Below are 13,836 nucleotides of genomic sequence, written 5' to 3'. Positions count from 1 at the left end.
GTTGTCCTCTTTTTTATTTTTTCAAACTTAATGGCTTAGCTGGGAATAAATTTTGAAACCTGCGTTTCCCCCACCGACTTAATTGATCGATATATAAATACATCACAGGGGTACTATATAAGGTTAATATCTGGCTAATAATGAGTCCGCCTACGATTGATACGCCCAAAGGAACATGTAACTCAGCGCCATCCCCTCGACCCAAGGCCAAAGGCAATGCTCCAAATAAAGCTGCAAGCGTTGTCATCATAATGGGACGAAAGCGTAGTACTGAAGCATCCAGAATTGCAGTTTCAGGCGTTAATTTCTGCTGTCGTTGTAAGGTCAAGGCCACATCAATCATCATAATGGCATTTTTCTTAACGATCCCGATCAGTAGTAAAATCCCAATCAAGGCAATCACGCTAAATTCCATTTTAAATAAAACCAATGCAATTAAGGCACCTAAACCCGCAGAGGGTAATGTCGAAAGAATCGTTAAAGGATGGGCAAAATCTTCATATAAAACCCCCAGTACAATATAAATCACCACAATGGCGGCCAAAATCAACAAGGGTTCTGAGCTTAAAGAAGATTGAAACGCTTTGGCTGAACCTTGGAATCCACCACGCACCGAGCTGGGAACTTGTAATTCATTCATTGCCTGATTGATCTGATCAGTCGCATCTGATAACGAATAACCTGCATTCAGGTTAAAGGTAATGGTACTGGCAGCAAATAATCCTTGATGGTTAACAGACAGTGAGGTATTTGCAGCTTGCCAGGCACTAAAAGTAGATAAAGGAATAGATTTCCCTGCACTATTTTGCACATAGATGCCGCGTAACGCCTCGACCGTTCGGGCATACTCAGGGGCAACTTCCATCACCACATGATATTGATTCATCGGATTGTAAATCGTGGAGACCTGTCTTTGCCCAAAAGCATCATTTAACGTGCTATCCACCTGAGCTTGAGTAATCCCCAACGACTTCATTTTGTCATGGTCAAAAGTCAACTTTGTTTCCAGCCCTTTCACATCCTGATCACTGGAAACATCAGTCAAAGCGGGAAGCTTATTCAATGCAGCCTGAATTTTAGGTGTCCAGCTTCGTAGTGTATTGAGATCATCTCCCTGTAAAGTATATTGATAACTGGCATCACTTGAACGCCCACCCACATTGATATCCTGTACTGGTCTCAGGGTAAAACGGGTTCCTGCTTCATGCCCCAATGACTTACGTAAACGAGCCATAATCTGATCAGGAGTATCGTTTCGTTCACTCAGAGGTTTTAACGCCAAAAATAAATTGGCACGGTTCATTTGTGAACCTCCTGCTGTTCCCATGACATGGTCAACAGCAGGATCTTTAGCAATCGCTGCAATGTAGTTTTTGAGTTTCTGATTCATGGCATCAAAAGAAATATTTTGATCTGCGACTAAAGACCCCATCATCACACCAGTATCCTGTTGCGGAAAAAAGCCTTTGGGCACTGCAATATATAAATAAATATTCAGCCCAATAGTAAAAATAAAAATGATCAGTGTGATTGCTTTATACTGTAGTGCTACAGCTAGACTTCGCTTATAAAGCAAGGTTATCCGCCCAAATAGACCTTGTTGTTTCAGATACGTATCATTTGATGCAACCAAAAGCGCTTCACTATCAGTGATTACCTCTGTGCTGGGATTATCCGTTGATTGATCGAACTTAAGCTGTTTAATCTGATTTTGTTTCAGCCACCATGCACATAACATCGGTGTGGTGGTCAGTGAAACCACCATCGAAATTAAAATCGCGTAGGTCAAGGTCATGGCAAACTCATGGAACAACCGTCCCACAATACCGCCCATCAATAGAATTGGCACAAATACCGCGATCAAAGAAATACTCATGGATACCACCGTAAAACTGACCTCTTTTGCGCCAGTAATAGCGGCCTGCATCGGACTCAGACCTTCTTCCATTCGTCTTGAAATCGTTTCCAGTACCACAATGGTATCGTCTACTACAAATCCTGTCGCAATAGTCAATGCCATTAAACTAATATTATTCAGAGAGAAGCCAGAGGCATACATCAGAGCAAAGGTACCAATCAGCGAGATCGGCACCGTAATTGCAGGAATTAGGGTGGCACGGCCATTTCTCAGAAACACAAACACCACAATGATCACCAGCATCACTGCAATCAAAATAGTCCGTTCTATCTCCCTCAACGAGGCTTGAATAGTCTTGCTACGGTCAACAGCGGTGTGGATTTCAATTTGTGGTGGTAGGGCCTGCTGTAATGTTGGCAGAGTATCCTTGATGCGTTGAATCGTCTCAATCACATTGGCATTCGGTTGTTTAAATACCATGATCAAAACTGAAGGCTGATCCGCATAGTAGCCTGCATTACGAATATCGAGTACAGCGTCTTTCACTGTTGCAACATCGGAAATTCGTACAGCCGCACCATTCTTATAACTGACAATCAATGGAATATAGTCTGCGGCTTGTTTAGCCTGATCATTAGCCTGTACTTCCCAAAGCTGATCTTTCTGTTCGACAAACCCCTTTGGACGATTGGCATTGGTTGAGGTAATTGCGGAGCGAACCGTGTCTAATCCAATGCCATGATGCGCCAACTGACTTGGATTTAGCTCGATTCGTACCGCAGGTTGCGCCGCACCACCAATACTGACGTCTCCTACACCATCAATTTGTAAGAGTTTTTGTCCTAAAATGGTATCGGCAACATCATACATCTGTCCACGCGATAGTGTTTTTGAAGTAAGCGCCAAAATCATGACCGGTGCATCGGCCGGATTGGCCTTGCGATAAGTCGGGTTGTTTTGTAGACCCGAAGGCAATGAAGCAAGCGAGGCGTTGATCGCTCCCTGTACATCACGTGCTGCGCCATTGATGTCGCGATTCAGGTCAAATTGCAATGTAATCCGAGTCGACCCCAGCGAGCTTGAGGAGGTAATTTCATTCACCCCTGCAATACGTCCTAAATTACGTTCCAATGGTGTTGCAACTGTCGCCGCCATGACCTCTGGACTTGCACCTGCTTGCTTGGCTGTTACAGAAATAGTCGGAAAATCAACTCGTGGGAGTGATGCCACAGGCAAAATATTAAATGCCAGTACCCCCAGCAACACTAAGCCTATACTAAGTAAAGTGGTGGCCACAGGACGGCGAATGAAAGGCGTTGAAATACTCATACGTCATCCACCTGTGGCTTAAAGTGTTCATAAGGTGGTAACTCACTGGCATGCTTATCTGGTCGATGATCCCCCTTTATTCGTTGTGCCAGATGATCAAAGGCTAAATACACCACTGGCGTGGTAAATAAAGTGAGTAACTGACTGAGAATCAGGCCTCCGATCATGGTAATCCCGAGCGGATGACGTAGTTCTGCGCCCATGCCACTACCAATCACCAAAGGGACTGCACCCAATAAAGCCGCCATGGTAGTCATCAAAATCGGTCTAAAACGCAATAAGCAGGCCTGATAAATTGATTCAATGGGGGTCAAGCCTTGATGCCGTTCTGCTTCCAAGGCAAAGTCAATCATCATGATGGCATTTTTCTTGACGATACCGATAAGCAATACAATCCCAATAATGGCAATAATGTTAAGATCATTATTGGAAAGTACCAATGCTAACAATGCACCAATCCCTGCAGAGGGTAAGGTAGATAAGATGGTGAGTGGATGAATGAAGCTTTCATAGAGAACGCCCAAGATGATGTACATCACGACAATCGCTGCAATAATTAACCAAACGGTATTGCTCAAAGAAGCTTGGAAGGCTAAAGCTGCCCCCTGAAATTGAGTCATCATGGTGCTTGGTAACTGCAACTGCTGTTCGGTATCTTTCACCGCTTGAACAGCTTGCTGTAAAGAAACACCTGTAGCAGTGTCAAAGGAAACCGTTGCTGTTGGAAATTGCCCGAGATGATTGACCTGTAGCAAAGTACTTCTTGGCTGGATCGTTGCAATATTGCTTAAACGCACAGGTGCACCATTACTTGAAGGGATATACAAATCCTGTAATGCCTGTAACCCATCCTGATCTTGCCCAGATAACCCAAGCACCACATGATATTGATTGGTTTGGGTGAAAATCGTGCTAATTAACCGTTGTCCAAATGCATTATAAAGAATGTTGTCGATACCCGCCGTAGTCACCCCATACTGCGCAGCAGCATCTCGATTAATATCAACATAAACCTGCAAACCTTTATCTTGCCAGTCACTGGCCAGATTCTTAAGTTCGGGACGCTGTGCCAATGCATGCATCAATTTCGGTACCCATGTCGCTAAGTCACTGGTACTGGTCGATTGCAAGGTAAATTGATATTGAGTACGACTTTGCCTCGCGTCAATGGTCAGATCCTGTGCAGGCTGTAAGTAGACCGTCATGCCTTGAGCCTGATTTAAACGTTGTTGTAAATCGCTCATCACGGTCTGAATATCTGGTCGTGCGGATTTATCTTTCAAATTAATCAAGATACGACCTGTATTTAAAGCGCTATTGGTTCCATCAATGCCAATAAATGAAGAAATACTTTGCACTGCGGGATCATGCAAGATGATTTTTGCGGCTTCCTGCTGCTTAACACTCATCGCTTGAAAGGAAATGGTTTGGTCAGCCTCTGTCGTGGCAATAATCTGTCCTGTATCTTGTACTGGGAAAAAACCTTTGGGGATAAAAACATACAACATTACGGTAAACACAAAAGTGGCAATCGTCACCACCAAGAATAATCCCTGACGTGCCAGTACCCATCGTAATGCAGTGGAGTACATTCCTATCAGTTTGTCAAAAAAACCTCCCATCGCATGATAAAAACGTCCTTGCTCTGTCTCTGGAATATGCTTGAGCAGCCTTGAAGACAGCATCGGAGTCAAAGTCAGCGAAATAAAAGCAGAGATTAAAATAGAGACGGCCAAGGTAACGGCAAATTCTCGGAATAAACGTCCGACCACGTCGCCCATGAATAGCAATGGAATCAATACTGCAATCAACGAAATTGTCAGGGAAATAATGGTAAAACCAATTTGTTCCGAGCCTTTTAATGCGGCCTGCATTGGGGGCTCGCCCTGTTCAATATAACGGGAAATGTTTTCGATCATCACGATCGCATCGTCAATCACAAAACCTGTTGCAATCGTAAGTGCCATCAAACTTAAATTATCGACTGAAAATCCAACTAAATACATGACAGCAAAGGTGCCAACCAAAGAGAGCGGTAATGCAACTGCGGGAATAAAAGTTGCACGAATACTGCGTAAAAATAAAAGCACCACAATGATGACCAATACCATTGCCAATATCAGTTCAAACTCGACATCCTGAAGAGAAGCCTGAATTGTGGTGGTACTGTCATTTAAGATTTCTACTTTGGCCGATTGCGGAAAACTGCTTTGTAGTTGTGGCAAAATTTGTTTAATCTGATTTGCCACCTGAATCACATTGGCATTCGGTTGACGTTGTACATTGATAATAATTGCAGGGGTCTGCGTTGGCGCATCATTGTTATTATGTCCGACCCAGGCCGCCAAGCGAACATTCTCAGCTGAATCTAGGGTTGACGCAATATCAGACATTCGAATCGGTGCGCCATTTTTATAGGCAATAATCAGATTTTTATAGTCATCCACCGTATGTAACTGGTCATTCCCATCAATCGTTGATGACTGTACTGAGCCGCTAATCGTGCCCTTTGCCTGATTCACATTCGCAGCAGTAACTGCGGTGCGAACATCTTCCAAGGTTAAGCCCATATTCGCCAACGCGGCTGAGTTTACCTCTAACCGGACTGCGGGGCGTTGTCCTCCACTCACACTAATCAACCCAACCCCACTCACTTGAGAAAGCTGCTGGGCTAAACGGGTATCGACCAAATCTTCCAGCTTGGTAATCGGCATTTCCTTGGAACTGATTGCGATAGTCATAATCGGCTTATCAGCAGGATTTACCTTGCTATAGGTTGGTGGTGTGAGTAAATCAGAAGGTAATAAATTATTCGAGGCGTTGATTGCTGCCTGTACTTCCTGTTCAGCAACATCCAAAGCTAAATTGAGATTAAATTGTAGTGTAATGACCGATGCACCATTAGAACTGGTGGACGACATTTGGCTTAGACCAGGCATCTGTCCAAATTGACGTTCGAGTGGTGCGGTAATGGTTGAGGCAATTACATCAGGGCTAGCGCCAGGATATAGCGTCGTCACCTGGATGGTTGGATAATCAACTTCAGGCAAAGAAGCGACAGGTAAAAACTTCCACGATACCAATCCACACAAAAAAATTGCGACCATGACCAGTGTAGTCGCTACAGGTCGCTGAATAAATAAACGAGAAGGATTCATGAACACTCCTTACTGCGCAGTTTGGGCAGAAGGTGGTGTCATGACCATGTTTCCTTGTCCACTACTGTGGTGTTGCCATTGTTTTGATCTTTCGGGATTGTTACTGGTTTCAGCTGTAGCTTCCTGTGCTACTGGATTGTGCCGCTGCCCATTCCCAATTGATGAATGAATACTTTTACCTTGATCAACCGTATTGGCAACACTAATTTTTGCGCCATCCTTCAGCTTGTCCACTCCATCAGTTACGACAAGATCATTGGCATTTAATGTTCCACCAGTAATAACCGTATTGTCATCTACAACCGCTCCAGTCTGGACCGTTACGGCACTGACCGTTTGGTCTGGATTAACCTTATAGACAAAAGACCCTTTGGCACCAAGTTGTAAAGCGACTGTCGGAACAATGATTGCATTGGGAATATTGCCTAAACTCATGCGAACATTCACAAACTGGTTTGGAAATAAATGTTGATTCTGATTATCAAAACTGGCTTTGATATTGATCGTTCCAGTATTGATATTGACCTGATTATCAAGGGCAACCAACTGACCATCAGCAAGTTTTTGGGTATTTTGACGATCCCAAGCCTGTACTCCGACATGCTGTTCTGGATTATCCATAATCTGCATCAGTTGGGTTAGATATTGTTCAGGCACGGCAAACACCACTGAGATGTTTTTAAGCTGGGTAATATTGGCAATACCATTCGCATCCGAGGTATTGACCATATTGCCAACATCTACCTGTCTTAAACCGATTCGTCCATCTACAGGGGAAACAACGCGTGTATAACTCAGTTGGAGCTGAGCATTCGCAACGGCTGCTTGATCAGTTTTGACAACGCCCTCATATTGTTTAACCAAAGAAATTTGTGTGTCGTATTGCTGCTTTGCAATCGAATCTTGTTGCCACAATTGCGCGTAACGCTGCATATCCAGTTTAGCATTGGTCAATAAGGCCTGATCTTTGAGTAACTGCCCTTGTGCTTGCAATAGCGTTGCTTTGGGTGCCCGATCATCAATCAAGGCTAACAACTGGCCTTTCTGTACAAGACTGCCTTCTTTAAAATAGACTTGCATCAATGTGCCATTGATCAGTGGATGTACCACCACTGTATTGGTCGAGGTCACCGTTCCCAATGCCTGAACTGTTTGTTGTACCTGTTGTTGGCGGACTTTAGTAACACCGACAACTATTGCACCCCCATTTGCTCCCGCGCCTCTATTTTTTCCACTTTTTCCGTGTGTTGATTCTGCAGCGGATGTAACTGATTTATGAGTCAGGTGCCAAATCCCCCACCCAACAAAAAATAAAATAATAAACAAGATGATATAGCTAATAAGCATCTTGGTTTTTGGGCTATTTTTTGTAATTTTGTTTGGCTCTAAAGTCTCATTCATAGAAGTATCTGTGCTTCTTATTTTGTTCTACTATAAATATTCTTTTAGTGTTAATTTAAGCTTAAATGTAAGCACACTACACTCCAAATGTTTGATTAATGTAAAAATTAGCTGCCGCTGCCATCTCAGGCGAATTAAAGCTACTGTTATAATTTTTTTTAAATTTAGTTGACCAAAAACCTTTTCTTGATCAACTTTTTAGATCATTTTTCTGCAAAACATGGTTCGAAATCTAAACTCTTATGCTGCAATTTATAGCATTCATCCAAGGCAAGTTCATAATATTCCAAGCCTTCTTTTGCGGCTAAGAAAGCTTTTCTTTGCTGCTCAGGGTCTTTATCACACAAACGTTTAATCAGCTCCATCGCTTCATAAGGATGCAGATCATCATAATGCGCATGTGCTCTTAACCAGGCTAAAGACCGCTTATTGATGTTTACTTCAGGATGTTGCGTATAGGCTTGAATCCCTTTATAGACCTGAATCGTCCAGTCTCCTGTGGCCCACTCAATCGCAAGATTCGTGGCTGCAATGCCTTCGGCCAAACTTCCCCGAAAATTAACGTCCCATAAAAAGTGGTTGACTGCATTCATGGCCACAGGTGGCTTCACATTATTTAGCATTTCAACTGTCAGGCCAAAGCCTCCCGCCCAGTCCTGATACCAGCTTAAATGTCGCTCTTCAACCTTGATATTTTGAATTAACCAGTCTCGGGTCTCGGTTACACCATCCAATGAAAAAGCGGTTGCTTTCGCTAAAGACCCTGCCATATAGGAAGGGAAATGTGCGACCAAAGGATAAAAATTCAATAAGGCCGAACGAAAACATTCAAGGCTTAAAGAACCATTCGCCATGTCTAAGAATAAAGGATGTTTGCTTACCCGTTCCTTTGAAGGTAATAATTCATCCCAAAATCGTTGAGCCCAACCCGAATGAGGTGTAATTTCTAATTTTGTTCCATATTGATTCATAGCAGTCATTGCGATGCATCCTATTTCGTATGACTTAACCCAATCATATTCTATGATTGCTGCTTTTTTATAAATTGTATCCTAATACAGCAAAGATACAATCGTTTGTGATTTAGTTTGTAACAGTTTTATTTCTTGAATCTAATTTAAACTTGAATCATTATATTAGGCAATGACCCTTATATAAAAATTAATATTTTTTATAATCTAATACACATTTTATTTAAATCAGTGTAACGTATTAAAAAATAATCCCTATTTTGACATTTATAACAACATTTTGGGAGTGGTGAGAGATAAGATGAAGTTGAAAGCTTCCAATATTTTGGGACAAGAACAAATCGACTTGTTAATTTCTCGCGGGCTAAATTTAGTTTGGTTTCCTAAAGAATTAGAAGTGATCTATCGAGATCAGTATAGAAATGAGGCTGCACATGAGTTCCGCTATCGCGCCCCTATCATTTTAGGTTTATATCTATTTCTAAGCTTCGGTATCTATCAGGTTTTGCCTACAGACTTACGCATTACCTGGATGGCAACCTATGGCTGGGTGGGTGTGATCATCACATTTGCATGGCTGTTATCATTCCTCCCCATGATGAACAAATGGTTTGATCATTATGTGTGTATTGGCTCAACAGGTGCTGTAGCAATCTCGTTCACCATCATTAACGTCTTGGAACAAGGGCAAAATAATGTCCTGTTCCATGCTGCCATGATGTATGCCGTAGTGATTATCTACGGGTTTGTCGGGATGCGCTTCTATACTGCAATCATTGCTGGCTGGGTGGGTGGTTTGATTGGTATCGCAGCCATTACATGGTTCAGTGGAGCGATTGATTGGACCTTCTTGAACCGTACTTATACTTTTAGTAGTTTTCTAGGTATGGCATTGGCCTATGCCACGGATCGTCAGCATCGTGAAAATTATTTGCAAAACTGCATGATCGAACTCAATCGGCTGGAACTGATGCGCCAAGCACAACAGCTCTCCATTCTTTCACAACAGGATGCTTTAACTGGGCTCGCTAACCGGCGTTATCTGGATGAAGTACTTGAGAATGAATGGAAACGTGCAACACGTCATGAGATGCCCATTACCATTATGATGATTGATATCGATTTCTTTAAGCTGTACAACGATACGTTAGGACATATTCAAGGTGATCAATGCCTACGTCGAATCGCAATCATGCTTGGCTCTATTGCCTCACGTAGTGGCGATCTTGCGGCACGTTATGGCGGGGAAGAGTTTCTCTTGGTATTTTCCATGACTGACCGTGGCCAAGCGCTTATTCAAGTCCAAAGGCTAATGGAGTTAGTGCGTAATATTGGCATTTTACATCCACGCAGCAACGTCTCTAAACACGTGACTATTAGCGTAGGCGTCGCGACCATGATTCCAAGTGTTGGAGATAGTCTTTCTGAGTTTGTTGCACAAGCCGATCATGCATTATATATCGCCAAAAGTAATGGTCGAAATCAGTATCATATTGCGACATCAGATAATATGATTTCTGAAGCATTATAATTCATTCATCATGATTAAATGAATATTAAACTAATTTAATTAAAGTGTTTTAAAATGTGATGCAAGCCGCAGATATAATAAATTATATGTGCGGCTTAATATTTTTATTATGGTTCGATTGGTTTAAATGGTGCAACTACATCTGCATTTTGTGCGCGATGTCTTAAAAAATGATCCATCAATACAATCGCCAACATCGCTTCAGCAATTGGTGTTGCGCGTACCCCCACACACGGATCATGACGACCTTTGGTCAATACATCCGTATTTTCCCGATCAATCGTAATGGTTTTACCTGGTGTGGTTATACTTGCGGTTGGTTTTAATGCAATCGCCACACGAATGCTTTGACCACTTGAAATCCCACCTAAAATGCCACCAGCGTGATTAGCAAGAAAGCCATCCGTGGTGAGTTCATCACGAGTTTCATGACCAAATTGCCCTGCCACTGCAAAGCCATCACCAATTTCCACACCTTTTACGGCATTGATACTCATCATAGCATGGGCAATATCGGCATCTAAACGGTCAAATACGGGTTCACCCCACCCGACAGGTACTTTTTCAGCAATGATTTCAAGCTTGGCGCCACAACTGGTTCCTTGCTCACGTAACGCAGTGACCAATTGTTCAAAACGAGGCACAGCATCCACATCACCACAGAAAAATGGGTTATTTGGCACTTCAGCCCAATCCAGTTTTTCAGCAACTTCATTGCCGATTTGTGTGACATGTCCACGAATATCAATACCAAATTTTTCAGCAAGATACTTTTTCGCAATCGCTCCAGCTGCAACACGCATCGCAGTTTCACGTGCACTTGAACGACCGCCGCCACGGTAGTCACGGAAGCCATATTTTTGGGTGTAGGTATAGTCTGCATGGCCAGGACGGAAAGTTTGAGCAATATTGCCGTAGTCTTTGGATTTTTGATCGGTGTTACGGATCAATAAACCAATCGATGTTCCTGTGGTTTTACCCTCAAAAACACCTGAGATAATCTCGACTTGATCTGGCTCTTTACGTTGCGTTGCAAACTTCGATGTACCCGGTTTACGGCGATCTAAATCTTTTTGCAGATCGGCTTCACAAAGCTCAAGACCAGGCGGCACACCATCGACAATCGCCATCAAACCCGCACCATGTGACTCGCCACAGGTTGTAACTCGAAAGAGTTGCCCAATACTATTCCCAGCCATGCTTTAACCCCTTAGTTTTGAACTGATTGCTGAAAGACTTCTTTATAACGACGGCATTGTTCAGCAGTTAAAGCAAAAATACCAGAACCGCCTTTTTGGAACGTGAGCCAATGGAAGTCAACCGTATTGAAGTTCTGACGCATTGCCCATTCAGAATTACCAACTTCAATTACAATCAAGCCATCTTCCGTTAAATAATCAGCAGCTTGAGCCAACATTTTACGAACTAAGTCCAGACCATCTTGACCCGCAGCCAGTGCAAGCTCAGGCTCATGTAAGAATTCTTCTGGTAAATCCGCCATATCTTCTGCATCCACATACGGTGGATTACTGACGATCAGGTCATACTGGTTTTCAGCAGGAATTTTTGAGAACAAATCAGATTCAAGTAAAGCCACTTGATACTGTTTGTCGTGATGCTCAGTGTTAATTGAAGCCACTTCCAGTGCTTCTTTTGAAATATCAGTCGCATCAACTTCTGAATCTGGGAAAGCATAAGCCAAAGCAATGGCAATACAACCTGAACCTGTGCACATATCCAAGATACGTTGTGGTGTTTTTGGATTATTATTTTCAGGCAAGTTATTTAACGCTTCCAACATACGGCCATTTTCATCTAGGCAGTATGGCGCGAAACGTTGTTCGATTAACTCGGCAATCGGTGAACGCGGAATCAAGACGCGCTCATCAACATAAAATGGCTTATTGAAGAAATACGCTAAATTCAATAAATATGAAGTTGGAATACGATCATTGATACGACGTTCTAACAAGCTCAGAAATTCTGCTTTTTCGCTTGGTAAAAGTTTGGCATCCAGAATTTCAGCATCTGCTTTCCATTCAAGTGATAGAGTTTGTAGTACCAATGCAGAACTCTCTGCAAAATAATCTTGAGTACCTTGACCTAAGTGCGCGTCATATTGACGTAGTGCGGTTACCCCAAAACGAACAAAATCTCGAATGGTTACTAGGTTTTCAGCCGCTTCTTGTAAATGTTCAGGGCTGATTGTCGGTCGCTCCACTTAGGCGTCTCCAAAAGTGCTAATTGCAAAACGCTTTATTCTAACGGGATTCAGGTTGATTTAACAATAAAAAAACCGCCTCTCTGCCAGAAGCGGTCTATTAAAACCAGATATTGGATAAGAACTTACAAACCTAGCTTTTCAGCCACGTAATCTGAGTCTTTATCACCGCGACCTGACAAGTTAACTACGATCTTTACCTGTTTACCCAACTTAGGTGCTTCACGTAATGCCCAAGCAACGGCATGCGAACTTTCCAAGGCAGGTACAATCCCTTCTACCCGTGAAAGGGTCATAAATGCATCCAAACATTCCTGATCCGTTGCTGTTTCATATTGCACACGACCAAGCTCTTTCAGGAAACTATGCTGTGGCCCAACACCCGGATAATCCAAGCCTGAAGCAATCGAATGTACAGGCAACGGCTCACCATTATCATCTTCTAGCACATAGCAAGCCATACCATGAATCTGTCCAGGCTTACCTAAGGTTAAAGTGGCTGAATGTTTATCCGTATCTAGACCATGACCCGCAGGTTCTACGCCAACTAATTGAACTTCTGGCGTATTTAAAAATGTAGTAAAAGCACCAATCGCGTTAGAGCCACCACCGACACAAGCCACTACATAGTCTGGATTCTGACCAAAACGGTCATGAGACTGGGTTTTGATCTCATTGCCAATAATCGATTGGAAGTCACGAACCATCTTGGGAAATGGGTGTGGCCCAACCACAGAACCAATCGCATAGATATAGTTTTTAGGATCTTTTAAATATTCTTCAAAGGCGCTATCCACCGCATCTTTTAAGGTTGCTGTGCCTTGTGTGACTGAAACAAGTTTCGCACCCAAGATTTTCATCTTCACGACATTGGGGTGTTCTTTTTCAATATCCACTTGCCCCATGTGAATTTCACATGGGATGCCGACCAATGCACAAGCCGTTGCCAAAGCTACGCCATGCTGACCAGCACCCGTCTCGGCAATGACTTTAGTTTTCCCCATATACTTGGCAAGTAAAGCTTCACCTAGACAGTGATTGATCTTGTGTGCGCCTGTATGGTTTAAGTCTTCACGTTTTAAATAAATCTGTGCACCACCCAACTGGTCTGACAAGCGCTTGGCATGGAACAATGGACTTGGACGGCCCACATAGTTTTTGAATAAGTCATTCAACTCATCCTGAAACTCAGCGGTATGACGAATTTCCTCATACGCCGTATTAATTTCATCCATTGCCTCTTTTAAATGAGGCGGAATAAACTGCCCACCAAAGTTGCCAAAGAAACCTGCTTCATTCGGCAAAGCAATGCCATTAATGTGATGTTCCATATGTTTTCCTGTTCTTATAAAGTTTTAATATAAAAT

General features: G+C 42.8%; 8 protein-coding genes. 1 reads left to right on the top strand and 7 read right to left on the bottom strand.

Annotated elements, in window-relative coordinates; all coding sequences use genetic code 11:
- Positions 1-13 precede the first annotated feature (13 nt).
- The 4 genes from NQU59_RS12760 to NQU59_RS12745 all read right to left on the bottom strand — a co-directional run bounded on the left by NQU59_RS12760 (position 14) and on the right by NQU59_RS12745 (position 8,726).
- A complete protein-coding gene (locus NQU59_RS12760) occupies positions 14-3,187 on the bottom strand; it encodes an efflux RND transporter permease subunit (protein WP_257063689.1) in 3,174 nt (1,057 codons plus the stop codon).
- Entirely contained in the window at positions 3,184-6,345 is a 3,162-nt protein-coding gene (locus NQU59_RS12755) for an MdtB/MuxB family multidrug efflux RND transporter permease subunit (RefSeq protein WP_257063688.1), read from the bottom strand. The genes NQU59_RS12760 and NQU59_RS12755 overlap by 4 nt, the downstream gene beginning before the upstream one ends.
- Positions 6,346-6,354: 9 nt before the next feature.
- Complete coding sequence (locus tag NQU59_RS12750) at positions 6,355-7,746, bottom strand: efflux RND transporter periplasmic adaptor subunit (RefSeq protein WP_257063686.1); 1,392 nt, start codon at positions 7,744-7,746, stop codon at positions 6,355-6,357.
- A 203-nt stretch (positions 7,747-7,949) separates the two neighbouring features.
- Complete coding sequence (locus tag NQU59_RS12745; protein WP_043973436.1) at positions 7,950-8,726, bottom strand: TenA family transcriptional regulator; 777 nt, start codon at positions 8,724-8,726, stop codon at positions 7,950-7,952.
- 292 nt (positions 8,727-9,018) lie between these two features.
- Between NQU59_RS12745 and NQU59_RS12740 the strand changes: the two genes are divergently transcribed.
- Positions 9,019-10,248, top strand: coding sequence for a GGDEF domain-containing protein (locus NQU59_RS12740; RefSeq protein ID WP_257063685.1), 1,230 nt, complete (start codon positions 9,019-9,021; stop codon positions 10,246-10,248).
- Between the two features lie 107 nt (positions 10,249-10,355).
- Here NQU59_RS12740 and aroC read toward each other — a convergent pair whose 3' ends face one another.
- From aroC to trpB, 3 genes are all read right to left on the bottom strand, one after another.
- Positions 10,356-11,447, bottom strand: a complete 1,092-nt coding sequence (gene aroC, locus NQU59_RS12735; RefSeq protein WP_005241480.1) for a chorismate synthase — start codon at positions 11,445-11,447, stop codon at positions 10,356-10,358.
- A gap of 11 nt (positions 11,448-11,458) precedes the next feature.
- Positions 11,459-12,469 (bottom strand): 50S ribosomal protein L3 N(5)-glutamine methyltransferase, encoded by a 1,011-nt coding sequence (gene prmB, locus NQU59_RS12730; RefSeq protein ID WP_005241479.1) that lies wholly within the window; start codon positions 12,467-12,469, stop codon positions 11,459-11,461.
- Positions 12,470-12,594: 125 nt separating this feature from the next.
- The gene (trpB, locus tag NQU59_RS12725) at positions 12,595-13,800 is read right to left on the bottom strand and encodes a tryptophan synthase subunit beta (RefSeq protein ID WP_005241477.1); all 1,206 of its coding nucleotides are present in this window, start codon (positions 13,798-13,800) and stop codon (positions 12,595-12,597) included.
- Positions 13,801-13,836: the final 36 nt, after the last annotated feature.

Origin of the sequence: Acinetobacter colistiniresistens (assembly GCF_024582815.1) — a bacterium.
Taxonomy (GTDB): domain Bacteria; phylum Pseudomonadota; class Gammaproteobacteria; order Pseudomonadales; family Moraxellaceae; genus Acinetobacter.
The sequence above is the reverse complement of the archived record's forward strand: the minus strand, read 5'-3'. Positions and strand labels throughout refer to the sequence as shown.

Excerpts from the sequence above, each read along its gene's own strand:
- NQU59_RS12755 (WP_257063688.1), bottom strand. The coding sequence starts at position 6,345 with ATGAATCCTTCTCGTTTATTTATTCAGCGACCTGTAGCGACTACACTG.
- trpB (WP_005241477.1), bottom strand. The coding sequence starts at position 13,800 with ATGGAACATCACATTAATGGCATTGCTTTGCCGAATGAAGCAGGTTTC.
- aroC (WP_005241480.1), bottom strand. The coding sequence starts at position 11,447 with ATGGCTGGGAATAGTATTGGGCAACTCTTTCGAGTTACAACCTGTGGC.
- NQU59_RS12750 (WP_257063686.1), bottom strand. The coding sequence starts at position 7,746 with ATGAATGAGACTTTAGAGCCAAACAAAATTACAAAAAATAGCCCAAAA.
- NQU59_RS12745 (WP_043973436.1), bottom strand. The coding sequence starts at position 8,726 with ATGACTGCTATGAATCAATATGGAACAAAATTAGAAATTACACCTCAT.
- NQU59_RS12740 (WP_257063685.1), top strand. The coding sequence starts at position 9,019 with ATGAAGTTGAAAGCTTCCAATATTTTGGGACAAGAACAAATCGACTTG.
- NQU59_RS12760 (WP_257063689.1), bottom strand. The coding sequence starts at position 3,187 with ATGAGTATTTCAACGCCTTTCATTCGCCGTCCTGTGGCCACCACTTTA.